This is a genomic window from Kitasatospora sp. NRRL B-11411 (assembly GCF_000721345.1).
GTDB classification, from domain to species: Bacteria; Actinomycetota; Actinomycetes; order Streptomycetales; family Streptomycetaceae; genus Kitasatospora; species Kitasatospora cineracea.
Map to the genome: position 1 here is coordinate 18,154 of NZ_JOGH01000020.1, position 25,796 is coordinate 43,949.

19 protein-coding genes and 1 pseudogene are annotated in these 25,796 nt (G+C 74.5%); 15 read left to right on the forward strand and 5 right to left on the reverse strand.

Annotated features, from left to right (window positions below; all coding sequences use genetic code 11):
* Window positions 1-41 precede the first annotated feature (41 nt).
* A pseudogene (locus IH44_RS49680) lies at window positions 42-908 on the reverse strand (Rv3235 family protein); the annotation flags it as partial.
* Between IH44_RS49680 and IH44_RS0112605 the strand changes: the two are divergent.
* The 6 genes from IH44_RS0112605 to IH44_RS0112630 all read left to right on the forward strand — a co-directional run bounded on the left by IH44_RS0112605 (window position 861) and on the right by IH44_RS0112630 (window position 11,329).
* On the forward strand, window positions 861-1,370 hold the full coding sequence (locus tag IH44_RS0112605) for a hypothetical protein (protein WP_030459587.1): 510 nt from the start codon (window positions 861-863) through the stop codon (window positions 1,368-1,370). The pseudogene IH44_RS49680 and the gene IH44_RS0112605 sit on opposite strands and share 48 nt — an antisense overlap.
* A 231-nt stretch (window positions 1,371-1,601) precedes the next feature.
* Window positions 1,602-2,789 carry an MFS transporter gene (locus tag IH44_RS0112610; RefSeq protein ID WP_030459588.1) on the forward strand — a complete coding sequence of 396 codons (1,188 nt, stop codon included), beginning with the start codon at window positions 1,602-1,604 and terminating at the stop codon, window positions 2,787-2,789.
* Window positions 2,790-2,821: 32 nt separating this feature from the next.
* The gene (locus IH44_RS0112615) at window positions 2,822-3,649 is read left to right on the forward strand and encodes an aldo/keto reductase (RefSeq protein WP_030459589.1); all 828 of its coding nucleotides are present in this window, start codon (window positions 2,822-2,824) and stop codon (window positions 3,647-3,649) included.
* A 66-nt stretch (window positions 3,650-3,715) separates the two neighbouring features.
* Complete coding sequence (locus IH44_RS0112620; RefSeq protein ID WP_030459590.1) at window positions 3,716-4,372, forward strand: HAD family hydrolase; 657 nt, start codon at window positions 3,716-3,718, stop codon at window positions 4,370-4,372.
* 149 nt (window positions 4,373-4,521) lie between these two features.
* Window positions 4,522-6,099: an aldehyde dehydrogenase family protein gene (locus tag IH44_RS0112625; protein ID WP_030459591.1), complete on the forward strand. Its 1,578-nt coding sequence runs from the start codon at window positions 4,522-4,524 to the stop codon at window positions 6,097-6,099.
* 292 nt (window positions 6,100-6,391) lie between these two features.
* A complete protein-coding gene (locus IH44_RS0112630) occupies window positions 6,392-11,329 on the forward strand; it encodes an NAD-glutamate dehydrogenase (RefSeq protein ID WP_030459592.1) in 4,938 nt (1,645 codons plus the stop codon).
* Between the two features lie 78 nt (window positions 11,330-11,407).
* Here the strand turns inward: IH44_RS0112630 and IH44_RS0112635 are convergent, their stop codons facing one another.
* Window positions 11,408-12,517, reverse strand: coding sequence for a HAMP domain-containing sensor histidine kinase (locus IH44_RS0112635; RefSeq protein WP_030459593.1), 1,110 nt, complete (start codon window positions 12,515-12,517; stop codon window positions 11,408-11,410).
* Entirely contained in the window at window positions 12,514-13,176 is a 663-nt protein-coding gene (locus tag IH44_RS0112640) for a response regulator transcription factor (protein WP_030459594.1), read from the reverse strand. Before IH44_RS0112640 ends, IH44_RS0112635 begins: the two co-directional genes overlap by 4 nt.
* Window positions 13,177-13,319: 143 nt before the next feature.
* Here IH44_RS0112640 and IH44_RS0112645 point away from each other — a divergent pair, with 143 nt between their 5' ends.
* Window positions 13,320-13,850: a M15 family metallopeptidase gene (locus IH44_RS0112645; protein WP_030459595.1), complete on the forward strand. Its 531-nt coding sequence runs from the start codon at window positions 13,320-13,322 to the stop codon at window positions 13,848-13,850.
* A gap of 52 nt (window positions 13,851-13,902) precedes the next feature.
* Window positions 13,903-14,424, forward strand: a complete 522-nt coding sequence (locus IH44_RS42720) for an SMI1/KNR4 family protein (RefSeq protein ID WP_157852292.1) — start codon at window positions 13,903-13,905, stop codon at window positions 14,422-14,424.
* A 3-nt stretch (window positions 14,425-14,427) separates the two neighbouring features.
* On the opposite strand, the gene IH44_RS0112655 is transcribed toward IH44_RS42720, so the two are convergent.
* Complete coding sequence (locus IH44_RS0112655) at window positions 14,428-17,160, reverse strand: FtsK/SpoIIIE domain-containing protein (RefSeq protein WP_030459597.1); 2,733 nt, start codon at window positions 17,158-17,160, stop codon at window positions 14,428-14,430.
* Window positions 17,161-17,500: 340 nt separating this feature from the next.
* Between IH44_RS0112655 and IH44_RS0112660 the strand changes: the two genes are divergently transcribed.
* The 3 genes from IH44_RS0112660 to prfB all read left to right on the forward strand — a co-directional run bounded on the left by IH44_RS0112660 (window position 17,501) and on the right by prfB (window position 21,847).
* Window positions 17,501-19,309 carry a serine/threonine-protein kinase gene (locus IH44_RS0112660; RefSeq protein WP_035954884.1) on the forward strand — a complete coding sequence of 603 codons (1,809 nt, stop codon included), beginning with the start codon at window positions 17,501-17,503 and terminating at the stop codon, window positions 19,307-19,309.
* A gap of 143 nt (window positions 19,310-19,452) precedes the next feature.
* On the forward strand, window positions 19,453-20,709 hold the full coding sequence (locus IH44_RS0112665) for a serine/threonine-protein kinase (RefSeq protein ID WP_030459599.1): 1,257 nt from the start codon (window positions 19,453-19,455) through the stop codon (window positions 20,707-20,709).
* A 34-nt stretch (window positions 20,710-20,743) separates the two neighbouring features.
* Window positions 20,744-21,847 (forward strand): peptide chain release factor 2, encoded by a 1,104-nt coding sequence (gene prfB / locus IH44_RS0112670; RefSeq protein WP_030459600.1) that lies wholly within the window; start codon window positions 20,744-20,746, stop codon window positions 21,845-21,847.
* A gap of 94 nt (window positions 21,848-21,941) precedes the next feature.
* Here the strand turns inward: prfB and IH44_RS0112675 are convergent, their stop codons facing one another.
* The gene (locus IH44_RS0112675) at window positions 21,942-22,130 is read right to left on the reverse strand and encodes a hypothetical protein (protein ID WP_030459601.1); all 189 of its coding nucleotides are present in this window, start codon (window positions 22,128-22,130) and stop codon (window positions 21,942-21,944) included.
* Window positions 22,131-22,391: 261 nt separating this feature from the next.
* Here IH44_RS0112675 and ftsE point away from each other — a divergent pair, with 261 nt between their 5' ends.
* From ftsE to smpB, 4 genes are read left to right on the forward strand one after another with little or no spacing between them, the layout of a single operon-like run.
* The gene (gene ftsE, locus IH44_RS0112680) at window positions 22,392-23,081 is read left to right on the forward strand and encodes a cell division ATP-binding protein FtsE (protein ID WP_030459602.1); all 690 of its coding nucleotides are present in this window, start codon (window positions 22,392-22,394) and stop codon (window positions 23,079-23,081) included.
* Between the two features lie 11 nt (window positions 23,082-23,092).
* Complete coding sequence (ftsX, locus tag IH44_RS0112685; protein WP_030459603.1) at window positions 23,093-23,998, forward strand: permease-like cell division protein FtsX; 906 nt, start codon at window positions 23,093-23,095, stop codon at window positions 23,996-23,998.
* A gap of 54 nt (window positions 23,999-24,052) precedes the next feature.
* Entirely contained in the window at window positions 24,053-25,216 is a 1,164-nt protein-coding gene (locus tag IH44_RS0112690; RefSeq protein WP_081966861.1) for a S41 family peptidase, read from the forward strand.
* Between the two features lie 44 nt (window positions 25,217-25,260).
* Window positions 25,261-25,743, forward strand: a complete 483-nt coding sequence (gene smpB, locus IH44_RS0112695; RefSeq protein ID WP_030459605.1) for an SsrA-binding protein SmpB — start codon at window positions 25,261-25,263, stop codon at window positions 25,741-25,743.
* The last annotated feature ends 53 nt before the right edge of the window (window positions 25,744-25,796 follow it).

Sequence of the window (25,796 nt, forward strand, 5' to 3'; positions counted from 1 at the left end):
CGCCGCCTCCTGCGGGACTGGCCGGTGCGGGTGTGCTGCTCCAGCCGGAAGGCCAGCACGTGGTGCCGGGGCCCGAACTCCACCCGCACGCACGCCTCCACCGCGCCCGGGCCCGGCGCGCAGTCGTGCACCCGGCCCAGCCGGGGGCGCTGGGCCCGGCCGCGCGGGCGCAGCGGGCCGGTCCGCACCAGCGCCGCGAGCTGGTGGAAGCCCGGCAGCGTGGTGTGCCGCTGCAACTGGTGCACCGGGCGGGCCCCGGACAGCACCTCCACCAGCCGGTGCGCGAACCGCCCGGCGAGCTCGGCGTGGCCGGTGCTGCTCGGCGCGGCCGTCCGGGCCCGGTACGGCGGGCGGGGGCCGTCGCACGCCGCGCGCGGGCTGCGGGCCGGGCGCGGGCCGGTCCCGGCGGGGTGCTGGGGGTGCTGGGGCTGGGGGTGCGGTTCCGGGTGCGGGTGGCGGACCGGGCGGCGGGGGGCCGGTACGGGGCGGACCAGCGGACGGATCCGCGGGCCGGGCGTCCGGGTGAGCTGCTCGGTCATCGTGGCCCTCTCGGTGGGGAAGTGTCGGGGTGCTGCGGGGCCTTTGGTATCGGGTCGGCAAAGAGCGCTCCAAGGGCTTTTCCGGCCCCGCGGAAGCCGCCGGAAATCCACCCGTACGGGTGGCGGCCCGGTGTTCGCAAGGGCGGTGCGGCCGGTGCCGGCGCAGGGAGTTGACGGCGGCTCGGGTGCCGGAACGGTCCGTAGGGGGACGTCGGCGGTGACCTGATCGGCGCAGGGAGCGGGCGGCGGAGGGCCGTCGCGGGCGGCCCGGCGGGCTGCGTATTCTTGACCCGTCCGCAGTGTCCGAGAGAGGTGCCACCGATGCGCGTGTACGTGCCCACCACGTTGAGCGACCTGGCGGTGGCGCATCCCGGGGGCGTCCTGGAGCAGAGCGTCGCCTACGCGGTGACGCCCGCGCTGCGCGAGTGGTACGTCAGCGACGACCTGGAGGAACTCGAGTACGCGGCGCTCAACCGGGCCGCGCTCTCCTCGGTCCGCCTGCTGGCCGCCGACCCGGACGCCCCGCGCCGCCGGGTGGTCCTCGCCGTCGAGGTCGCCGACTCGGCGGTGACGCCGTTCCCCGGCGACGAGTACCAGGACCAGGCCTCGCTCGGCCGGGTCGTGCTGGGCGGCCCGATCCGGCTGGCCAAGGCCGCCGCGGTGCACGCCGACGACGCCGACCCGGACGTCCTCGCCGACGTGGCGGCGGCGGTCGGGGCGATCGCCGCCGCGGACGGCGGCGACCAGGACGCGCAGTTCACCGTGGACGGCGCGGAGGACCACGAACTGCTCTGGTTCGCCATCCAGGAGATCCCCGGCCTGATCGGCTGACCCCGCCCCGCGGCTTTCCCGCAGACCCCGTCACGGCCACCCGGCCGGGGCGGGGTCTGCGGCGTTCTCGGGGCGGAGTCCGGGCCGTGGCCGGTGGCCGGTGGCCCGGTGGGCGGGGGCGGAGTCGTGGAGTCGTTCCCCGGGCTATGTCGTTGCGTTTGCAAGTATGTGTGTCTGCAATTATTGTCGAAGCACGTAAGGCGCACCGGCAATCGTATGGAGGTCCGCGTCATGCCCCTCGCGCTTCTCGCCCTGGCCATCGGGGCGTTCGGAATCGGCACCACCGAGTTCGTGATCATGGGCCTGCTGCCCGAGGTCGCGTCCGACTTCGGGGTGAGCATCCCGACCGCCGGCCTGCTGGTCACCGGCTACGCGGTCGGCGTGGTGGTCGGGGCCCCGCTGATGACCGTGCTCGGCACCCGGATCAGCCGCAAGCGGATGCTGATGCTGCTGATGGTGCTGTTCACCGCCGGCAACCTGCTGTCCGCGCTGGCGCCCGGGTTCGGGGTGATGCTGGCCGGGCGGATCGTCGCCTCGCTCGCGCACGGCGCGTTCTTCGGCATCGGGTCGGTGGTCGCCGCCGAGCTGGTCGCACCGGAGAAGAAGGCCGGGGCGATCGCCACCATGTTCACCGGGCTGACCGTCGCCAACATCGTCGGCGTGCCGCTGGGCACCTTCGTCGGCCAGCAGATCGGCTGGCGGACCACCTTCGCCGCCGTCGCCGCGCTCGGCGTGGTCGGGCTGCTGGGCATCGCCAGGCTGGTGCCGGAGCTGCCCCGGCCGGCGGGGGCGCACCTGCGGCGGGAGCTGGCCGCGTTCAAGAACGCGCAGGTCGTGCTGGCGATGGGCATGACGGTGCTCGGCTTCGGCGGGGTGTTCGCCGCGATCACCTACATCAAGCCGATGATGACCGAGGTCGCCGGGTTCTCCGAGGGCTCGGTCACCTGGCTGCTGGTGCTGCTCGGGGTCGGCATGTTCCTGGGCAACCTGCTGGGCGGGCGGTTCGCCGACCGCCGGCTGATGCCGATGCTGTTCACCACCCTGGGCGGCCTGACCGCGGTGCTCGCGCTGTTCACCGTCACCGCGCACAACGAGGCCACCGCCGCCGTCACCCTGCTGCTGATCGGGGCGCTCGGCTTCGCCACCGTGCCGCCGCTGCAGAAGCGGGTGCTGGACCAGGCGCACGGCGCGCCGACGCTGGCCTCGGCCGTCAACATCGGAGCATTCAACCTGGGCAACGCGCTGGCGGCCTGGCTCGGCGGCGCGGTGATCACCGCCGGGCTCGGCTACACCGCCCCGAACTGGGTGGGCGCGCTGCTGGCCGGCTCCGCGCTGGTGCTGGCCCTGGTCTCGGCCGGGCTGGAACGCCGGGCGAAGGCCGCCCCCGCGGCCGTCCGGGTCCCCGTCCTCAACCACTGAACACCCTCGAACTCCCCTCCTGGAGAAGGAACATGAGCACCACCGTCCCCACCGTCACCCTCAACAACGGCATCGAGATGCCCCAGCTCGGCTTCGGCGTCTTCCAGGTCCCCGACGAGGAGACCACCGCGGCCGTCGCCGCCGCGCTGGAGGCCGGGTACCGCAGCATCGACACCGCCGCGATCTACGGCAACGAGCGCGGCGTCGGCAAGGCGCTGGCCGCGTCCGGGCTGCCGCGCGAGGAGCTGTTCGTCACCACCAAGCTGTGGAACGCCGACCAGGGCCACGACGCCACCCTGCGGGCCTTCGACGCCAGCCTCGACAAGCTCGGCCTGGAGTACGTCGACCTGTACCTGATCCACTGGCCCACCCCGGCCCGGGACCTGTACGCCGAGTCCTGGAAGGCCATCGAGGAGCTCGCCGCCGAGGGCCGGATCCGCGCGGCCGGCGTCTCCAACTTCCAGCCCGCGCACCTGACCCGGCTGATCGAGGCCGGCGGACTCGTCCCCGCCGTCAACCAGGTCGAGCTGCACCCCGGCCTCCAGCAGGCCGAGCTGCGGGCCTTCCACGCCGCGCACGGCATCGCCACCGAGGCCTGGAGCCCGCTCGCCCAGGGCGCCGTGCTGGACGACCCGGCGATCACCGCGATCGCCGCGCGCACCGGCAAGTCCCCCGCCCAGGTGGTGCTGCGCTGGCACCTGCAGCTCGGCAACCTGGTGATCCCCAAGTCGGTCACCCCGGCCCGGATCCGGCAGAACCTGGACGTCTTCGACTTCGCGCTCACCGCGGACGACATGACCGCCATCGCCGCCACCGACCGCGGCCTGCGCACCGGCCCGGACCCGGACGCCTTCAACTGACCCACCCCCCGGGGCCCGCGCGCCGGGCCGGGCCGCCGCGCCCGGCCCGGCGCGTACGCTTGGCGGGTGCGCACACACATAGTCTGGGACTGGAACGGCACCCTGCTGTCGGACATGGCGGCCGTGGTGGCGGCCAGCAACGCGGCGTTCGAGACGGTGGGGATCGCGCCGATGACGCTGGAGGAGTACCGGGCGCAGTACGAGATCCCGATCCCGCGGTTCTACGAGCGGTTGATGGGGCGGGCGCCGAGTGCGCAGGAGTGGCTGGCGCTGGACGACGCGTTCCACGTCAAGTACACGGAGCTGTTCCCGGGTTGCGGGCTGACGCCGGGGGCCGAGGGACTGCTGGCGGGGTGGGCGGCGGGTGGCGGGAGCCAGTCGGTGCTGTCGATGTACGAGCACGAGAAGCTGGTGCCGGCGGTGGACGCGTTCGGCCTGACCAGGCACTTCCTGCGGGTGGACGGGCGGCGCGGGGCGGCCGGCGGGCGCAAGGCCGGGGAACTGGCCGTGCACCTGGACGCGTTGGGCGGGGCGATCGACCGGGGGCGGACGGTGCTGATCGGGGACGCCGCGGACGACGCCGAGGCGGCGCTCGCGGCGGGCATCAAGTCGGTGCTGTACACCGGGGGTTCGCACACCCGGGAGAAGCTGGCGCACCTCGGCGTGCCGGTGGTGGACTCGCTGGCGGACGCCGTCGCGGCGGCGCGGGAGCTCGCCGGGTAGCGGCGGGGAATGCGGAGGAATCCGCCGGGGAACGCGGGGGAACCCGCCGGACAGGCGTGTCACGCCGGGGCGGTGGGCGCGGGCGCGGCCAGGGTGGGGGGAGCACAGCACGCGGGAACCACCCTAGGGAGCACCCCAGCACCATGCCGATCGACGCGGTCACCAACGTCCCCCCGCCCGTCGCCGAGCCGCCCCGCGGGTACGCGCCGGGCAGCGCCGAACGGGCCCGGCTGGAGCGGAGACTGGACGAGCTGGCCGGGCGGCACACCTCGCTGCCGATGGTGATCGGCGGGGAGCGCCGGCTCGGCGGCGGCGAGCGCACCGAGCTGGTGCAGCCGCACCACCACGCGGCGAGGCTCGGCGTGCTGGGCAGTGCGACGGCCGCCGACGTGCGGGCCGCGGTGGACGCGGCGCTGGCGGCGGGCGAGCAGTGGCGGCGGCTCGCGTTCGACGACCGGGCGGCGGTGTTCCTGCGGGCCGCGGACCTGCTGGCCGGGCCGTGGCGGGAGACCCTGGTGGCCGCGACCATGCTGGGGCAGTCGAAGACGGTGCGGCCGGCGGAGATTGACGCGGCGTGCGCGCTGGCCGACCGCTGGCGCGGCGACGTGCACGCGGCCCGGCTGCTGCTGGCCGAGCAGCCGTCCTCGGGGCCGGGCGGGTGGAACCGGGCCGACCACCGCCCGCTGGAGGGCTTCGTCTGCGCGATCACCCCGTCCGACTCCACGGCGGACGCCGGGAGCCTGCCGACCGGGCCCGCGCTGCTGGGCAACACCGTGGTGTGGAAGCCCGCGCCCGCCCAGACCCTGGCCGCGCACCTGACGATGCTGCTGCTGGAGGAGGCGGGGCTGCCGCCGGGGGTGGTCAACCTGGTCACCGGGGACGGGCAGGCGGTCGCCGAGGTGGCGCTGCGCGACCCGGCGCTGGCCGGGCTGCACTTCGCGGGCTCGGCCGCGGCGTTCCGGCGGCTGTGGCGGGAGGTCGGGGCGAACGTCGCCCGCTACCGCGGCCACCCGCGGCTGGCCGGCGCGACCGGCGGCGGCGGGGACTTCCTGCTCGCCCACCCGTCGGCGGAGCCGGCGGCGGTGCGCACCGCGCTGGTCCGCGGCGCCTTCGGGTACCAGGGCCAGGGGCGTTCGGCGCTGTCGCGGGCGTACCTGCCGCGCGGCCTGTGGCGGCGGATCCGGGACGACCTGCTGGGCGAGGTGGACGAGCTGCCCGTCGGCGACGTCACCGACCTGAGCAACTTCATGGGCGCGCTGATCGACGAGCGGGCGTTCACCGCCGCGGTCGGCGCGATCGGGCGGGCCGAGGCCGACCCGGCGGTGCAACTGCTGGCGGGCGGCCAGTACGACGGCGCGATCGGCTGGTTCGTCCGGCCCACCGTGCTGCTCGGCGGCACCGACCGGTACGGCGGGTGCGCGGGGCCGCTGCTCGCGGTGCGGGTGTACGAGGACGACCGCTGGGAGGAGGCGCTGGAGCTGGTCGCCGCCGACGCCCCGGACGCCCGTCCGGCCGGCGCGGTGTTCGTGCGGGAGCGGCCGGCGCTGGCCCGGGCGGTGGAGCGGCTGCGCTTCGCCGCGGGCGACCTGCGGGTCAACGGGGAGCCGTCCGGCGGCGGCGCGGCGGCCCCGGACCCGGCGCGCTGGACGTCCGCCCGCTCGATCCGGGAGACGTTCACTCCGCCGACCGACTACGTCCACCCGCACATGGAGTGGTCACCCGAATGACGGACGGCCCAGGTGAGGGGCATTGGACAAGGTGTCCAGGAAGGCTCGATCTTCCTGCGGGATTGCTCCTCCGTGTCCCCTGACACCTTCGTTTCGTCAGGCTAGGCTGACGACGTCGCCGGTTATCGGTCAGGCAGGCCAAACGTGCTGTCGTACCCGGGCGGAACGCGACTCATGCGTGCCTTGAGCGCTTTTCACCCCTCGCGTACGGGAGGATTGCCGACGGGGCCCGGCGGTGCACCCACAGTCATCACCGAGTCACGCAACGGCGCGCGACAGGAGCCAAACAGCCATGCAGACCAAGCTGGACGCAGCCAAGGCCGACCTGCTCAGGAAAGCAGCAGCAGCCGCTGAGAACAGCCAGGTGGGGGGAGCGGCGCCGGGGGAGGGCCTGAGCAACGGTGCTCTGGCCGCTTACCTGCACCACTACTACCTCCACACCGCCCCCGAGGACGTCATCAACCGGGACCCGGTGGACGTGTACGGGGCCGCGGCCTCCCACTACCGGCTGGGCCTGAAGCGCCCGCAGGGCACCGCCGAGGTCCGGGTGCACACCCCGACCGTCGAGGAGAACGGCTGGTCCTGCGGCCACACCGTGGTCGAGGTGGTCACCGACGACATGCCGTTCCTGGTCGACTCGGTCACCAACGAGCTGACCCGCCTGGACCGCGCCATCCACCTGGTCGTCCACCCGCAGCTCGCCGTGCGCCGCGACATCACCGGCAAGCTGCTGGAGATCCTCGACACCGACGCGTGCAACCGCGCCCAGGCCGCCGGCACCGAGTGGCCCGAGGACGCGGTGGTCGAGTCCTGGATGCACATCGAGATCGACCGCGAGACCGACCGCGACGACCTGCGCACCCTCGAAGCGGGCCTGCGCCGGGTGCTGGGCGACGTCCGCGAGGTGGTCGAGGACTGGTCGAAGATGCGCGACTCCGCGCTCCGACTGGCCGACGAGCTCGCCGAGGAGCCCCCCGCGCACCTGCCCGAGCAGGAGGTCGGCGAGGCCTGGGAGCTGATGCGCTGGCTCGCCGACGACCACTTCACCTTCCTCGGCTACCGCGAGTACGACCTGGTCGAGCACGAGGGCGAGGAGGTGCTCAAGGCGGTGGCCGGCACCGGCCTCGGCGTGCTGCGCGCCGACCCGCTCAGCCACGACACCGACCACCACCCGGTCTCCGAGGCGTTCGGCCGGCTCTCCGCCCCCGTCCGCGCCAAGGCGCACGAGAAGAAGCTGCTGGTCCTCACCAAGGCCAACAGCCGCGCCACCGTGCACCGCACCGCCTACCTCGACTACGTCGGCGTGAAGAAGTTCAACGCCGCCGGCGAGCCGGTCGGCGAGCGCCGCTTCCTCGGCCTGTTCTCCTCCGCCGCGTACACCGAGTCCGTCACCCGGATCCCGGTGGTGCGCCGCAAGGTCCAGGAGGTGATGACCGGGGCCGGCTTCTCCGGCGACAGCCACGACGGGCGCGACCTGCTCCAGATCATGGAGACCTTCCCGCGCGACGAGATGTTCCAGACCGCCGCCGCCGAGCTCCAGTCGATCGCCACCAGCGTGCTGTACCTCCAGGAGCGCCGCCGGCTGCGGCTGTTCCTGCGCCAGGACGAGTACGGCCGCTACTACTCGGCGTACGTCTACCTTCCGCGCGACCGCTACACCACCCGGATCCGGCTCGCCCTCACCGACATCCTCAAGACCGAGCTGAACGGCGACGCCATCGACTACACGGTGTACGCCACCGAGTCGGTGCTCACCCGCCTGCACTTCGTGATCCGGGTCGCCCCCGGCACCGAGCTGCCGCAGCTGTCCGACGCCGACATCGAGCGGATCGAGAACCGGCTCGCCGAGGCCGCCCGGTTCTGGATGGACGGCTTCAACGACCAGCTGGGCACCGAGTTCGGCGAGGAGCGGGCCGCCGAGCTGTCCCACAAGTACGCCAACGCCTTCCCCGACGGCTACCGCGCCGACTTCCCGCCGCGCACCGCCGTCGCCGACCTCAAGCAGATCGAATCCCTCACCGGCGAGGGCGACTTCCGGCTCAACCTGTACCAGCCGGTCGGCGCCGGCGACGACGAGCGCCGCTTCAAGATCTACCGGGTCGGCGGCCCGATCTCGCTCACCGAGGTGCTGCCCGTCCTGCAGCGCCTGGGCGTCGAGGTCCTCGACGAGCACCCGTACGCGCTGCGCCGCACCGACGGCACCACCGCCTGGGTGGTCGACTTCGGCCTCCGGCTCCGCGAGGGCACCGACCTCACCGAGGAGGACCGCGAGCGCTTCCAGGACACCTTCGCCGCCACCTGGCGCGGCGAGGCCGAGAACGACGGCTTCAACGAGCTCGTCCTCACCGCCAAGCTGACCTGGCGCCAGGCCGTGGTGCTGCGCGCCTACGCCAAGTACCTGCGGCAGGCCGGCTCCACGTTCTCCCAGGACTACATGGAGGACGCGCTCCGCAACAACACCCACACCACCCGGCTGCTGGTCAACCTGTTCGAGGCCCGGCTCTCGCCCAGCCACCAGTCCGGCAGCGGCGAACTCACCGAGGGCATCCTCGAGGAGCTCACCGGCGCCCTCGACGAGGTCGTCTCGCTGGACGAGGACCGCATCCTGCGCTCCTTCCTGCACCTGATCAAGGCCACCCTGCGGACCAACTTCTTCCAGCACGACGGCGAGGGCCGCTGGCACTCGTACGTGTCGATGAAGTTCGACCCCAAGGCCATCCCCGACCTGCCCGCGCCGCGCCCCGCCTTCGAGATCTGGGTGTACTCGCCCAGCGTCGAGGGCGTCCACCTGCGCTTCGGCAAGGTCGCCCGCGGCGGCCTGCGCTGGTCCGACCGGCGCGAGGACTTCCGCACCGAGATCCTCGGCCTGGTCAAGGCCCAGATGGTCAAGAACACCGTGATCGTGCCGGTCGGCGCCAAGGGCGGCTTCGTCGCCAAGCAGCTGCCCGACCCGTCGATCGACCGGGACGCCTGGCTCGCCGAGGGCATCGCCTCGTACAAGACCTTCATCTCCGCGCTGCTCGACATCACCGACAACCTGGTCGCGGGCGAGGTCGTCCACCCGGTGGACGTGGTGCGGCACGACGAGGACGACACCTACCTGGTGGTCGCCGCCGACAAGGGCACCGCGACCTTCTCCGACATCGCCAACGGCGTCGCCGAGCAGTACGGCTTCTGGCTCGGCGACGCGTTCGCCTCCGGCGGCTCGGCGGGCTACGACCACAAGGGCATGGGCATCACCGCCCGCGGCGCCTGGGAGTCCGTCAAGCGCAACTTCCGCGAACTCGGCGTCGACACCCAGTCCGAGGACTTCACCGTCATCGGCATCGGCGACATGTCCGGCGACGTGTTCGGCAACGGCATGCTGCTCTCCGAGCACATCCGGCTGGTCGCCGCGTTCGACCACCGGCACATCTTCCTCGACCCGAACCCGGACGCCGCGGCCTCCTACGCCGAGCGCCGCCGGCTGTTCGACCTGCCGCGCAGCTCCTGGGACGACTACGACAAGTCGCTGATCTCGGCCGGCGGCGGCGTCTACCCGCGCTCCGCCAAGGCCATCCAGCTCTCCGCGCAGGTCCGCGAGCGGCTCGGCATCGACGCCGCCAAGCTCACCCCCGCCGAGCTGATGAAGGCCATCCTGCAGGCCCCCGTCGACCTGTTCTGGAACGGCGGCATCGGCACCTACGTCAAGGCGTCCGCCGAGACCAACGCCGAGGTCGGCGACAAGGCCAACGACGCGATCCGGGTCAACGGCGGCGACGTCCGGGCCCGGGTGATCGGCGAGGGCGGCAACCTCGGCTGCACCCAGCTCGGCCGGATCGAGTTCGCCTCCACCGGCGGCCCGCAGGGCAACGGCGGCTGGATCGACACCGACGCCATCGACAACTCGGCCGGCGTCGACACCTCCGACCACGAGGTGAACATCAAGATCCTGCTCAACCAGGTGGTCGCCGACGGCGACATGACGGTCAAGCAGCGCAACGCCCTGCTCGCCGAGATGACCGACGAGGTCGGCCACCTCGTGCTGCGCAACAACTACGCGCAGAACGTCGTGCTCGCCAACGCCGTCGCCCAGGCCGCCAGCATGGTCAACGTGCACTCCCGCATGATCAACCGGCTGGAGTCCAACGGACAGCTCGACCGGGCCCTGGAGTACCTGCCCACCGAGAAGCAGATCCGCGACCGCCAGCAGGCCGGCCGCGGCCTGTCCCAGCCCGAGCTGTCGGTGCTGCTCGCCTACACCAAGATCACCCTCGCCGACGAGCTGCTCGCCACCGACCTGCCCGACGACCCGTACTTCCGGGACGTGCTGCACGCGTACTTCCCCAGCGCGCTGCGGGCCCGGTTCGCCGAGCAGATCGACCACCACCCGCTGCGCCGCGAGATCATCACCACCCTGATCGTCAACGACACGATCAACCGCGGCGGTTGCACCTTCGCGTTCCGGCTCCGCGAGGAGACCGGCGCGACCATGGAGGAGATCGCCCGCACCCACGCCGCGGCCCGCGCGGTCTTCGGCCTGGAGCAGATCTGGGACCAGGTCGAGCGCCTCGACAACCAGGTCGCCGCCCGGGTCCAGACCAAGATGCGGCTGCACTCCCGCCGCCTGGTCGAGCGCGCCACCCGGTGGATGCTCAACAACCGCCAGCCGCTGGACATCGCGGACACCATCGCGTTCTTCCACGACCGGGTCAACCAGGTCTGGGACGCGCTGCCCAAGCCGCTCACCGGCGAGGACCTGGCCTGGTTCGAGTCCGTCCACCAGGAGCTGTCCGCGGCCGGCGTCCCCGACGAACTGGCCACCCGGATCGCCGGCCTGTCCTCCGCGTTCCCGACCCTCGACATCGTCGGCGTCGCGGACCGCTCGGACACCGAGGTGATGGAGGTCGCCGAGCTGTACTACGACCTCGGCGACCGGCTCCAGATCAGCCACCTGCTCGACCGGGTCATCGACCTGCCGCGCACCGACCGCTGGTCCTCGATGGCCCGCGCCGCGATCCGCGAGGACCTGTTCGCCGCGCACTCCGCCCTCACCGCGGACGTGCTCGCCGCCGGGCCCGCCGGCTCCAGCCCCGAGGAGCGCTACACCGCCTGGGCCGCCCTCAACGGCACCCTGCTCAGCCGGGCCCGCACCACCCTCGACGACATAAGGGGTTCGGACAACTACGAACTCTCCAGCCTCTCCGTCGCGATGCGGGTGATCCGCACCCTGCTGCGCAACGGCCGCTGAGCCGGGGGAGGTTCGAGGCCGGGGCCGGGAGCGACACGCGTCGCTCCCGGCCCCCGGCCGTTTGCGGCCGGGCCGGGCCTAGTCCCGGCCCGGCAGGGCCAGCACCGCCTCCAGGCCGCCCTCCGGCAGGCCGGCCAGCCGCAGCTCCCCGCCGTGCGCCCGGACCACCGCCGCCACGATCGCCAGCCCCAGCCCGTGGCCGCGCCGCGCCGGGTCGCGCTGCGCGGTCCGGCCCCGGCCGCGCAGGAACGGCTCGGTCAGGGTGTCGACCAGCGCCCCGTCCAGCTCCGGGCCGGAGTTGCGCACCGCCAGCCGCACCCACCCCGGCCGCCGCTCGTCCGGGCCGGTGCGGACCTCGGCCCGGCCGCCGGCGGGCAGGTTGTGCCGCAGCGCGTTCTGCAGCAGGTTGACGGCCGCCTGCCGGAGCAGCACCGCGTTCCCGGTGGTCGGCGCGGGGTCCAGGGCGGCGTCCACCGCGACGCCCAGCGCCGCGGCCTCCGCCGCTGTCGCGGCCAGCGCCTCGCGGACCGCCGCCGACAGCTCCAGCGGCGCCGACTCCGGTTCCCGGTGCGAGAGTTCGGCCAGTTGCAGGAGCGCCTCGGTGACCTCGATGCCGCGCTGGTTGGTGTCCTGCAGCCGGGCCACCAGCTTCGGCCAGTCCTGGTGCGCCGGGTCGGCCGCGGCGACCTGCAGCATCGTCCGGTTGATCGCCAGCGGGGTGCGCAGCTCGTGCGAGGCGTTCGCGGCGAACCGCTGCTGGGCGTCGAAGGAGCGCTCCAGCCGGGCCAGCATCTCGTCGAACGCGTCGGCGAGTTCGGTGAACTCGTCGCGCGGCCCGGCCAGCGCGATCCGGTGCCCCAGGTCGCCGCCGGACGCCCGCCGGGCCGCCGCCGTCACCTCCTGCAGCGGCCGCAGCACCCGCCCCGCCACCAGCCAGCCGCCCGCCATCCCGACCGCCGTCAGCAGCGCCAGCGCGTACCCGGACGCGGCCAGCAGCGACTCCAGGATCTCCTGCCGGGACGGCGCGTCCGCCCGGTCGCGCGGATTGGCGGGCATCAGCGGGTAGTTGGGCACGTACTTCATGCCCACGTACACCACGGCGAGGCAGAGCACGCCGGTGGTCACGGTGAACAGCGTGTAGCTGAGGGTCAGCCGCATCCGGGCGGTCAGCCGCCGGGGCCGGGTCACCGCACGTCCAGCCGGTAGCCGACGCCCGGCACGGTGTGGATCACCCACGGCTCGCCGAGCCGCTTGCGCAGGCCCGAGATGGTGATCCGGACGGCGTTGGTGAACGGGTCGGCGTGCTCGTCCCAGGCGCGTTCCAGCAGGTCCTCGGCGCTCACCACGCCGCCGCCGGCGGCCATCAGCACCTCCAGCACCGCGAACTGCTTGCGCGGCAGCGCCACGTAGCGGCCGTCCCGGTACACCTCGCGGCGGAACGGGTCCAGCCGCAGGCCCGCGCGCTCCAGCACCGGCGGCGCGCCCTGGGCCGGGCGGCGGGCCAGCGAGCGCAGCCGCACCACCAGCTCCGCCAGGTCGAACGGCTTGGTCAGGTAGTCGTCGGCGCCCAGTTCGAATCCGGCCACCTTCTGGTCCAGCCGGGCCGCCGCGGTCAGCATCAGCACCCGGCAGCCCAGCCCGGCCGCGACGATCCGCCGGCACACCTCGTCGCCCGGGACGTCCGGCAGGTCCCGGTCCAGCACCACCACGTCGTACCGGTGCACCGCCAGCCGCTCCCACGCCGACTCGCCGTCGCCCGCCACGTCGCAGGCGATCGCGGCCAGCCGCAGTCCCGCCTGCACGGCCTCGGCGAGGTACTCCTCGTCCTCCACCACCAGCACCCGCACGCACCGCTCCCGTTCCTCGACGCCCCCGGCCATTGGACACCGCCGGGCATGTCGAAAACGTATGCCCCGGCGCAGACGCCCGCGCAACACCCGCCGACCTGCAATGGGCCCGGGACCCAGACACGGACGGCCGGGAGGCGGAGATGAAGAAGAGCGCACGGACCACGATCACCGGACTGGGCGCGGTGGCGCTGCTCGGCGCGGTGGCCGCGTACAGCCTGGTCCCCGGCGGCGGCGGGGACGGCGCGGGGGACGGGATCCCGGCCGGCGGCTCGGTCGCCGTCGACGCGGACGTCCCCGCGGTCCGCGGCCTCGACCCGGCGCTGCTCGCCGCCGTCCGGGCCGCGGCGGCCGACGCCCGCGCGCAGGGCGTCGAGCTCCGGCTGACCTCCGGCCGGCGCAGCCCCTCGTACCAGCAGCGCCTGCTCGACCGGGCGGTCGGCCGCTACGGCTCCCTCGACCTGGCCCGCCGCTACGTCAACACCCCGGAGAAGTCCACCCACGTCTCCGGCCACGCCGTCGACGTCGGCCCCACCGACGCCGCCGACTGGCTGGGCCGGCACGGCACCCGCTACGGCCTCTGCCAGGTCTACGCCAACGAGATGTGGCACTTCGAGCTCCTCACCGCCCCCGGCGGCTCCTGCCCGCCCCAACTCCCGGACGCCGCGGGCTGAACCGGGCCGGGGGGCGGTGCGAACCGTCCCGCCCGGCGGGGATGATGGGGGCGTGACGGAACGCTTGGACGAGTTGCTGGGGGAGCCCGGACGGCCGGGGGCGCCGGCGAGCTGGGACGCCGCCGAGGCGCTGCTCGGGGTGCCGCTGCCGGGCGCGTACAAGGCGTTCGTGGACCGCCGGGGGCCGGGCGTGCTGGACGGCTTCCTGACCGTCTTCGGGCCGGTGGACGGCACCGCGGCGGAGGCCCGCGCCCTGTGGGGCACCTGGTACGGGTGGCGGCAGGGCCAGGAGCGCAACCCGGACTTCGACCCGTTCCCGTACCACCCCGAACCCGGCGGCCTGATCGGCTGGGGCTCCGACCGCTACGGCGGCGCCTGGTTCTTCCTCGCCCAGGGCCCCGACCCGGACCGCTGGCCGATCGCGGTGTTCAGCGACACCGGCCAGTGGTACGCGACCCGCGGCAGCTTCGACGCGTTCCTGCTGCGCTGCCTGGAGCGCCGGGACTACCCGCTCTTCCTGGACTTCACCTGGCCGCACCCCGAGCCCCGCTACCTGCCGCACCCGGCCGGCTGAGGCTCAGTTCTCGGTGGCCCGCCGCAGCGCGGAGGCGAGCAGCGCCAGGTCGGTGGGGCCGTTGCCGAGCTCGCGGACCGGACGGGGGGAGGGCGCGGCGCCGTGGTCCTCCAGGCGCTGGGCGACGACGGTGGGGCGCAGCGTCGCGGTGCGGGGGATGCGGCCGCTGACCCGGGCGCCCTGGAAGGCGGTGACCGCGCCGTCCGGGCGGCGCAGGTAGCCGCGGCCGGGGGTGGTGCCGGGGAGCGCGGCGGCGTCCGGGAGGTGGACCAGCAGGTCGGAGTCGCCGGGCTGCTCGGTGCGCAGGGCGATCCGCAGCTGCGCGCACTCGTCGAGCTCGGTGCCGGCGGTGCTCTCGGGCGAGCCGGTCGTGGCGACCACGTGCACGCCGAGCCGGGCGCCGTGCACCGCGACGGCGGCCAGCGCGCGGGCCAGCGGGCGGCCGCCGGGGGAGGCGGGGCCGAGCAGCGCGTCGTAGTCGTCGACCAGGACGACCAGCCGGGGCGGCGCGGCGTCGGCGGCGGGGGGCGGGGGCGCGTCGGGGGAGCGGCGCGGCTCGACCACCCGGACCTGCGGGGCGGGGTCGGCGGCGGGGCCGCCGACCAGGGCGGGGGTCTTGGCGAGGGCCCGCCGGGTGTGCCAGTCGGTGAACGTGAGGCCGTCGAACAGGGCTTCGCGGTGGGCGAGTTCGTCGGTGAGGCGCTCGGCGGCGAGCAGCGCGCCGCGCGGGTCCTCGGCGGCGTTGACGTGGCCGGTGACGTGCGGGAGGTCGGTGCAGCCGGCCAGGCCGCCGTCCTCGGCGCGGTCGCCGTCGACCGTCAGCAGGGCGAGCCGGTCGGGCCGTTCGGAGACGGCGAGCGAGGCGGCGAGGCTGCGCAGCAGTTCGGACTTGCCGGAGCCGGGGCCGCCGCCGATCAGCAGGTGGTCGCCGTCCTCGGCGAGGTCGACGGCGCAGTTCTCCTCGCCGCCGGCGCCGCGGGCGGTGCCGAGCAGGGCGGTGGCGCCGCCGGCCCCGGCGGGCAGGGCCTGCCAGCTCTCGGCGAGCCGGGCGGGGGAGAGCGACTCGGAGCGCAGCAGGTCGAGCAGGCGCAGCGCCTCGGGCAGCGGGCCGCGCGGGGAGGCGCCGGTGTCGGCCTCGGTGAGCGGGGCGAGGGTGCGGGCGAGCCGTTCGGCCCAGGCGGGGGAGACCGCGTCGAGGGCGACGTCGGTGAGGCGCTCGCGGGTGCCGTTGGCCGGGCGGTCGAGGGTGAGGCGGGTGGAGACCTCGCCGGTGACGGTGCCCACGGCGCCCAGGCCGGTGGGGAGTTCCTCGGGCGCCGCGGCCAGGCAGAGCGCGAAGACGCCGGCCGCGGGGCCCTGGCGCAGCAGCAGGGCGAGGGCGTGCCGGCCGGCCTCGGTGCCGGGGTCGCCGTCGACCAGGACGACGGTGGCGGGCGGGCCGGGGGTGGCGGCGGCGAGCTCGGTGAGCCGGGCCTCGGCCTGCTCGGGGCCGAGGCCGTAGAGCAGCCGGCAGGCCTGGCCGTGGGCGGGGCGCAGGTGCGGGAGCCACTGGGCCCAGGCCCAGTCCTCGGCGGGCTGCCCGGCGGCGACGACGACCAGGGCGAGGCCGCTGGGCGGGTGCAGGGCGGCGAGCTGGGCGAGGGCGGCGCGGGCCAGGCCGGTGAGGCGGTGGCGCGGGCCGGCCAGGCCGAGGCTGCCGGCGGTCTGCAGGTCGACGGTGACGGGGACGGCGGGCAGCAGGGCGCCGGGGACGGCGCCGGGGCCGGCGGGCAGGTCGGCGGTGCCGAGCCGGAGGGTGAGCGCGTCGGGGTGGTCGGGGCCGCGCTCCCACAGCCGGGGGCCGGTGCCGAGCGCGGTGAGCAGCAGGGCGGCCGGGTCGGGCCAGCGCTCGCGCTGGTTGGCGGCCTGCCGCAGCCGGGCGGCGTCGTGCTGGCGGCCGCCGTCGGGGGCGGGCGCCTCGGCCTTGCCGCGGCGCAGCCAGCGGCCGCCGCGCCCGGTGGCGGGGGCCTGCTCGGGCTCGGGCGGGCCGGGCGGCAGCGGCGGGCGGCCGGGGGCGGTGCGGGCGCCGGTGCGCGGGGCGAGCCGGAGCCGGCCCTCGCCGTCGGGGACGGTGGGCCGGGCCGGGGTGTCCGCGGTGCGGGCGAGCTGGAGGGTGGACTCGCCGATCCGCAGCAGGGCGCCGGGGGCGACGTCGGCGGACTCCTCGCGCAGCCACTGCTCGTCGAGCCGGGTGCCGTTGGTGGAGCCGAGGTCCTGGACGGTGGCGCGGCCGTCGGCGGCCAGGTGCAGGGCGAGGTGCAGGCGGGAGACGTCGGGGTCGTCGAGCGGGACGTCGGCCTCGGCGGAGCGGCCGATCCGGATCCGCTCGCCGTGCAGGCGGTGGACGCCGCCGGCGTCGGGGCCGCCGACCACCCGGAGCTCGGCGGCGGGGCGCTCGTCGGCGCCCTCGGCGTCCGGGTCGGGCTCGCCGAGGGAGAGCACCGCGCCGTCCACCAGCGGGGGGTGGCCGAGCGGGGTCTGCTCGTCCAACCGCCGTTCCCCGTCGTAGAGGTGGACGTGGGTGGCGGAGCGGGGGCCGCGGACGCCGACCGCTCCGGCCAGCGCGGTGGCGACGGCGCCGAGCGCGGTGCCGTCCGGCGCGGTGACCAGCACGTCGGCGGCGCTGCCGGTGCCGCCGGTGCTGCCGGGGGCGGCCGGGCCGCTGCGCGGTCGAAGGACGGTGAGCCGGATCTGCATCTCGCCCGGGGTCCCTTCTGCACACGTGTGGTGCGTGCCATCCTGCCACTCGGGACGGACAGTCCGCGCACGGTACCGGATTTGACGATCTTGCGATCATCGCCATGGTGAATCCGACGGGGAGTCAGGTCAAGGAGCCCCGGACGCCCGCCCGGCCGACAGCGCGCGGCCCGGCCGGGCAACGCCTCGGAAACCCGCTCGGGCACCGTTAGAGTTGCCGAAATACGGGAGCCCGCCCGCCCGGGCGGACTCCCCAGGCCCCGGCGCCGTTCACGGGAACGGGGGAGTGCCGGAACGCGGCCCCGGCAGCGGGCGCCGGGTGACCGAACGGAGTGCACAGGTGCGGCCTGTCGGCAGCAAGTACTTGCTCGAGGAGAGCCTCGGACGCGGAGCGACCGGCACGGTCTGGCGCGGCCGGGTGCGCGAGGACGCCGCCGTGCCGGGCCTGCTGCCCGGCCAGGCGGTCGCGGTGAAGGTGCTGCGCGAGGAGCTCGCCGCCGACCCGGACGTGGTGATGCGCTTCCTGCGCGAGCGCTCCGTCCTGCTCCGGCTGACCCACCCCAACATCGTCCGCACCCGTGACCTGGTGGTCGAGGGCGAGCTGCTCGCCTTGGTGATGGACCTGGTCGACGGCCCCGACCTGTACCGCTACCTGCGCGAGTCCGGCCCGCTGTCGCCGATCGCCGGCGCCCTGCTGATGGCCCAGATCGCCGACGCGCTGGCCGCCAGCCACGCCGACGGCGTCGTGCACCGGGACCTCAAGCCCGCCAACGTGCTGCTGGCCACCCTCGCGGTGGACGGCGACGAGCGGATGCACCCGATGCTCACCGACTTCGGCATCGCCCGGCTCGCCGACTCCCCGGGCATCACCCGCACCCACGAGTTCGTCGGCACCCCCGTCTACGTCGCCCCCGAGTCCGCCGACGGCCGCCCGCAGACCGCCGCGGTGGACGTCTACGGCGCCGGCATCATGCTGTACGAACTGGTCACCGGCCGCCCGCCGTTCCAGGGCGACAACCCGCTGGCGGTCCTGCAGGCCCACCTCGCGCAGGAGCCGCAGCGCCCCCGCACCATGCCCGAGCCGCTGTGGACGGTGGTCGAGCGCTGCCTGCGCAAGGACCCGGCCCAGCGCCCCACCGCCGTCTCGCTGGCCGAGGCGCTGCGGGTGGTCGCGGCCGGCGTCGGGGTGCACTCCTCCCCGGCCGCGGTGGACGCCGCGCTGGCCGTCGGCGACCTGCTGGTGCCCGCCCCGGCGCCGGCCGCCCCGGCCGGCGCGCACGACGCCACCCTGGCCGGCGTCGGCTACGACCCGGCCGCCGCCACCCAGGTCATGGCGCACCAGCCGCCGGCGCCCGGCACCGAGGACCGCACCCAGCTGATCGCCCCGCAGCCGCCCGCCGCCCCGCCCGCGGAGCGCACCCGGGTGATGCCCGCGGTGCCGCCCGCCCCCGAGCAGGCCCCCGCCCAGCCGGAGGGCCCGCACCCCTGGCAGACCCAGCTGCGCGCCGCCCGGGACCGCAACGCGCAGACCCGGATCGGCTACTTCGATCCGGACGGCCCCGGCGAGCCGCAGGTCGCCCCGCGCCCGTACCAGGCCGGCCAGCACCCGCAGCAGGGCGGCGGCTACCCGCAGCCGGGCCCCGGCGGCCGCCCGCCGGTCGCCCCGCCGCCCTACCAGCGGCCCGCGCAGGACGGCCGCTACGCCCCGCAGCAGGGCCCGTACCAGCCCCAGCAGCCGCAGCAGGGCGGCCACCCGCAGCAGGGCCGGGGCGGCCGTCCGCCGGTCGCCCCGCCGCCGTACCAGGCGCAGCAGCAGCACCAGCAGCCGGCCGGCTACGGCGGGCAGCCGGGCTACGAGGCGCCGCCGAACTACGGCGCCCCGCAGCGCCGGGCCGAGCCGCCGGCCCCGCAGCGCCGCCCGGAGCCGGAGCCGCCCCGCGAGCGGGAGCGCGAGCGCGAGCCGCGCCGGCGCAGCCCCAACCGGATGCGGATCCCCGGCCTGGGCTGCCTGAAGGGCTGCCTGCTGGTGCTGGTGGTGCTGGCGGTCGGCTGCCTGGCGCTGTGGAACTTCACGCCGCTGCCGCACTACTGGGACAACGTGGTCGGCTGGTACGACTCGGCCCGGAACTGGGTCACCAGCCATACCTGACAGTGGAATTGACGCTTTGTCGACAATCTCGCGAAATTCCACCGGATCGGTACCTCCCCGGGGGCCCTCCGCGGCCCCCGGAGGCCCCGCGGGCGCGTAGGTTGTTCGTCGAGCACCGACCTACACGAGCCCACGGAGCAGCATTGGCACGCAAGATCGGCAGCCGGTACACCGTCCACCAGGTGATCGGCCGCGGCTCGGCCGGCTCCGTGTGGCTCGGCGAGGGCCCCGACGGCCCGGTCGCGGTGAAGCTGCTGCGCGAGGACCTCGCGGCCGACCAGGTGCTGGTCGGCCGCTTCGTCCAGGAGCGCGCCGCCCTCACCGGCCTCGACCACCCGCACGTGGTCGGCGTCCACGACATGGTGGTCGACGGCAGCGACCTCGCCCTGGTGATGGACCTGGTCCAGGGCAGCGACCTGCGCACCCGGCTGGAGCGCGACGGCGTGCTCAGCCCGCTGGTCGCCGCCTCGGTGATCGCCGACGTCGCCGACGGCCTGGCCGCCGCGCACGCCGCCGGCATCGTGCACCGCGACGTCAAGCCGGAGAACGTCCTGCTCGACCTCGCCGCCCCGCCCGGCCCCGGCGGCGCCCCGCGCGCCAAGCTCACCGACTTCGGCATCGCCCGCCTGGTCGACGCCCCCCGCCGCACCCGGGCCACCCGGATCATCGGCACCCCCGACTACCTCGCCCCCGAGATCATCGAGGGCCTGGAGCCGCGCGCCGCCGTCGACATCTACGCCACCGCCACCGTGCTGTACGAACTGCTCACCGGCACCACCCCGTTCGGCGGCGGCCACACCGGCGCGGTGCTGCGCCGGCACGTCACCGAGAACGTCCCCCCGGTCGAGGGCATGCCGGACGGCCTGTGGCGGATCATCTCCGAGTGCCTGGCCAAGGCCCCCGCCTCCCGGCTGCGCGCCGCCGAGCTGGCCGCCCGGCTGCGCGCCCTGCTGCCCGAACTGGCCGGCGTCGGCCCGCTCGCCGTCCCCGAGCAGCGCGCCGCCGCCGAGGAGGTCCCCACCCCCGGCGAGGCGGTCTACGCCGAGAGCGACGCCTTCGCCGGCAGCGGCACCCACCGCCGCCGCCGCGGCCCCGCCGTCCCGCTGGTGCCCGGCCCGCAGCCCGACTCCACCCGGGACACCCACACCAGCCTGCGCCGCCCCTCCGCCCAGGAGCTGGCCTCCTACGCCGAGGAGTCCCGGGCCCAGCGCGACCGCCCCGCGGCCGGCCCGCACCGCCGCACCCGGGCCCAGATGATCCGCCGCCGCCGCACCCTGGCCGTGCTGATCGCCGTGGTCCTGCTGCTCGCGGGCGCCGCCGCCGCGTGGACGGCGTTCGCCGCCGAGCCCCCCGCGGGCGCCTCCGCGGCGGTGCACACCGGCTGGTACCCCCGGTTGTAGCCGAGCCCCCCCGCCGAACCATTACCCTTGAGGCGTGGCAGCCGTCGATCCTTCCGAAGAGCTCAAGAACCTCGATTCGACCATGGCGTCGATCGAGGCCGTCCTCGACCTGGACAAGATCCGGGCCGACATCGCGACCCTGGAGGAGGAGGCAGCCGCCCCCAATCTGTGGGACGACCTCGCGAACGCGCAGAAGGTCACCAGCCGGCTCTCCTTCCTCCAGGGCGAGCTGCGCAAGGTCGAGACCCTGCGCGGCCGGGTCGAGGACCTGGGCGTCCTGTTCGAACTGGCCGAGGCCGAGGACGACGCGGACACCCGCGCCGAGGCCGAGACCGAGCTGGTCGCCGTGCAGAAGGCCGTCGAGGAGCTGGAGGTGCGCACCCTGCTCTCCGGCGAGTACGACGCCCGCGAGGCCCTGGTCAACATCCGCGCCGAGGCGGGCGGCGTCGACGCCGCCGACTTCGCCGAGCAGCTGATGCGCATGTACCTGCGCTGGGCCGAGCGGCACGGCTACCCGACCGAGGTCTACGACACCTCGTACGCCGAAGAGGCCGGCATCAAGTCCGCGACCTTCACCGTCAAGGCGCCGTACTCCTACGGCACCCTCTCGGTCGAGCAGGGCACCCACCGCCTGGTGCGGATCTCCCCGTTCGACAACCAGGGCCGCCGGCAGACCTCCTTCGCCGGCGTCGAGGTGCTCCCGGTCGTCGAGACCTCCGACCACGTCGACATCGACGAGGGCGACCTGCGGATCGACGTCTACCGCGCCTCCGGCCCCGGCGGCCAGGGCGTCAACACCACCGACTCCGCGGTCCGGATCACCCACCTGCCCACCGGCATCGTGGTCTCCTGCCAGAACGAGCGCTCCCAGATCCAGAACAAGGCCTCGGCGATGAACGTCCTCCAGGCCAAGCTGCTGGAGCGCCGCCGCCAGGAGGAGCGCGCCGCGATGGACGCGCTCAAGGACGGCGGCTCGTCCTGGGGCAACCAGATGCGCTCCTACGTCCTGCACCCGTACCAGATGGTCAAGGACCTGCGCACCGAGCACGAGGTCGGCAACCCGCAGGCGGTGCTGGACGGCGACATCGACGGCTTCATCGAGGCGGGCATCCGCTGGCGCAAGCAGCGCGAGAACTGAACGCGCGGTTAAAGAGCGGCAAGGCAAGAACGGGAAGGGCCCCTCCGCCGTGGCGGAGGGGCCCTTCCCGTGGTTTGTGGTTCGTGGTCCGAGGTCAGCGCAGCAGCAGGGCGAGCACGAGCACCGCGGCGAACAGCAGGCCGAGCAGCACCGCGGGGTTGAGCGCGGCGAACGGCCCGTGCTGCTCCTGCTGGAGCCGGGCCCGGTTGGCGCGGCACACCGGGCAGCGGCCGTCGCTCACGCGGCCGTTGCAGTTGGCGCACACCAGTTGGTCGCAGGTCATGCGATCTCCTCCTTGCTGCATAGCCAACGTGCCGGAGGCGGATTCGGTTCCGACTGCTTACCACTCTGCCAGGTTCCCCACCCCTCGGCTCCCGGAGGAGAAGGGTTATCGATCTGTGACGTAGCTCGCAATTTCCGGGGCGAACCCGAACAACACCTGACGAAACCACGGTCAGTAGGCGTCCGGCGACTGCGGGTGCAGTTGGGCATCGCGTAAGGTCACTGGCTCCGATCCACCTAGGATGGCCCCCGTGATGCAGCCGTGATCAGATTCGACAACGTCTCCAAGACCTATCCCAAGCAGAACCGTCCGGCCCTGGACAACGTCTCGCTGGAGATCGAGAAGGGCGAGTTCGTCTTCCTGGTCGGTTCGTCCGGTTCGGGCAAGTCGACGTTCCTGCGCCTGTGCCTGCGCGAGGAGCGCCCCTCCACCGGCGACGTGCACGTGCTCGGCAAGGACCTGGGCAAGCTCTCGAACTGGAAGGTGCCGCACATGCGGCGCCAACTGGGCACCGTCTTCCAGGACTTCCGCCTGCTGCCGAACAAGACCGTCGGGCAGAACGTGGCGTTCGCCCTGGAGGTCATCGGCAAGCCGAAGAGCGCCATCAACAAGGTGGTGCCCGAGGTGCTCGACCTGGTCGGCCTCGGCGGCAAGGAGGACCGGATGCCCGGCGAGCTGTCGGGCGGTGAGCAGCAGCGCGTGGCGATCGCCCGCGCGTTCGTGAACCGGCCGATGCTGCTGATCGCCGACGAGCCCACCGGCAACCTCGACCCGCAGAACTCGGTCGGCATCATGAAGCTGCTCGACCGCATCAACCGGACCGGCACCACCGTGCTGATGGCGACCCACGACCAGGCCATCGTCGACCAGATGCGCAAGCGCGTCATCGAGCTCGACAAGGGCCTGCTGGTCCGCGACCAGGCCCGCGGCGTCTACGGCTACCAGAGCTAGAAGAGAGAAGCATGCGCGCCCAGTTCGTTCTGTCGGAGATCGGCGTCGGTCTCCGCCGCAACCTGACCATGACCATCGCCGTCGTGGTCAGTGTCGCGCTGTCGCTCGCCCTCGCCGGTGCCTCGCTGCTGGTCCGCGACCAGGTCAACTCCATGAAGGACTACTGGTACGACAAGGTCGAGGTCAGCATCTACTTCTGCACGAAGGCGGACCACAACTCGCCGCAGTGCGCGTCGGGCGAGGCGACCGACGACCAGATCCAGGCGGTCAAGGACGGCCTGGCGAAGATGCCGCTGGTGCAGAACTACACCTTCGAGAACTCGCAGGAGGCGTTCAAGCACTTCCAGGAGAGCAACCCGGACAACCCGCTGCTGGCGGCGGTCGGCCCGGACGCGATGCCGCAGTCCTGGCGGGTCAAGCTGAACGACCCGACCCGGTTCGACGTGGTGCAGAGCGCCTTCGCCGGCAAGCCCGGCGTGAAGTCGGTCGAGGACCAGCGGAAGATCCTGGAGAACCTGTTCGGCCTGCTGCGCGGCCTGCAGACCGCCGCGTTCGTGATCATGGTGCTGATGCTGTTCGTCGCCCTGCTGCTGATCGTCAACACCGTCCGGGTGTCCGCGTTCAGCCGCCGCCGCGAGACCGGCATCATGCGGCTGGTCGGCGCCTCCAACTTCTACGTGCAGATGCCGTTCATCGCGGAGGCCGCGTTCGCCGCGCTGCTCGGCTCGGCGCTGGCCTCGGCGCTGCTGCTGGGCGGGCACTTCTTCGTCCAGGGCTGGCTGGCCAAGAAGGTGGCGTTCATCCACTTCATCGGCCTGTCCTCGGTGCTGGCGGTGATCCCGCTGCTGGTCGTGGTCGGCATGGCGATGGCCGGCGTGGCCGCGTTCTTCACCCTGCGCAAGTACCTGAAGGTCTGACGGACCGTCGGCGCCACCGGCCGGCGGGCCCGCCGCGGCACTAGACTCGCGGGCATGCCGACACCGCAGCGGGTACGCCAGGGGATGACGCTCGGCCTGGTGTTCGGCGCGGTGCTGTTCGCCGGAGCCGCCTCGGGGGCCTGGGGAGAGCCGGACGGCTCCTCCCGGGCCCCTTCGTCGTCCGAGGGCCCGCCGCCCGCCGACCTCGCCGGGGCCGACCTCACCCCGCAGCAGGCCCGGCAGTTGGTCGGAGACAGCGGCGACCGCTGGGCGGCCTACCTGAGCCCGCAGCAGTACGCGGACCTCACCGGCGGCCGGTACGCGGGCGTCGGGCTGAACGTGGACCGGGAGGCCGGCGGGCCCACCCTGGTCGCCGAGGTGGTGCCCGGCTCGCCCGCCGCCCGGGCCGGCATCGAGCCCGGCCAGCGGCTGGTCACCGTCGACGGGGCGCCCGCCGAGCAACTGCCGGTCACCGAACTGGTCTCCCGGCTGCGCGGCGGACCGGCCGGCAGCACGGTCGCCGTGGACGTCCGGGACGGGGCCGGGCCGGTGCGCGAACTCACCCTCACCCGGGCCGAACTCTCCACCCGCGAGGTCGAGGTGGAGCACCCGGCGCCCGGCGTGGCCCGGATTGCCGTGCACGCCTTCACCGAGGGCGTCGCCGAGCAGGTGCGGGCCGCCGAGGCCGGCTCCCGGGGCGTGGTGCTCGACCTGCGCGGCAACTCCGGCGGGCTGGTCGGGGAGGCCGTCGACACCGCCTCGGTGTTCCTCGACGGCGGCCCGGTGGCCAGCTACCAGGTGCACGGCGAGCACCGCGAACTGACCGCCGCCCCCGGCGGCGACACCGCCGTCCCGCTGGTGGTGCTGGTCGACGGCGGCACCATGAGCGCCGCCGAACTGCTGGCCGGCGCGCTCCAGGACCGCAGCCGGGCCGTCCTGGTGGGCAGCCGCACCTTCGGCAAGGGCACCGTCCAGCAGCCCAGCCGGCTCGCCGACGGCTCGGTGCTGGAACTCACCGTCGGCCGCTACCAGACCCCGGCCGGCCGCTCCCCGGACGGCACCGGCGTCCAGCCCGACGTGCCGGCCGCCGGCGAGGACCCGCAGGCGCTCGCCCTCAAGGTGCTGGACGGGCTGAGCGGCTCCGCCCCCGGCGCCACCGGCACCCCCGCCGCCCCCGCTGCGCCCGCCGCCGGGGCCGCCGGGCCCGCCGCGCCGTAAAGGGGCTGCCGCGCCCGCCGCCGAAGTGCGAGAATGACCGGGCTATGGCAAAGGAAACGGGCAAGAAGCTGGTCGCGCAGAACAAGAAGGCGCGGCACGAGTACACCATTCTCGACACCTACGAGTGCGGCATGGTGCTCACCGGTACCGAGGTCAAGTCGCTGCGCGAGGGCCGGGCCAACCTGGTCGACGGCTACGCGTACGTCCAGGGCGGCGAGGCCTGGATCGACAACGTCTTCATCCCCGAGTACGCCCAGGGCACCTGGACCAACCACTCGGCGCGGCGCAAGCGCAAGCTGCTGCTGCACAAGATGGAGATCCGCAAGATCGAGTCCAAGGCGAAGGAGAGCGGCCACACGCTGGTCCCGCTGTCGCTCTACTTCAAGGACGGCCGCGCCAAGCTCGAACTCGCCCTCGCCGTCGGCAAGAAGCTGTACGACAAGCGGCAGACCCTGCGCGAGCGCCAGGACCGCCGCGAGTCCGACCGCGCGGTGGCCGCCGCCCGCCGGCGCTCCGGCCAGGGCTGATCCGCCGCCGGGCCCCGGGAGCGGGGCCCGGCGGCGGGCCGTGATCGGACGTC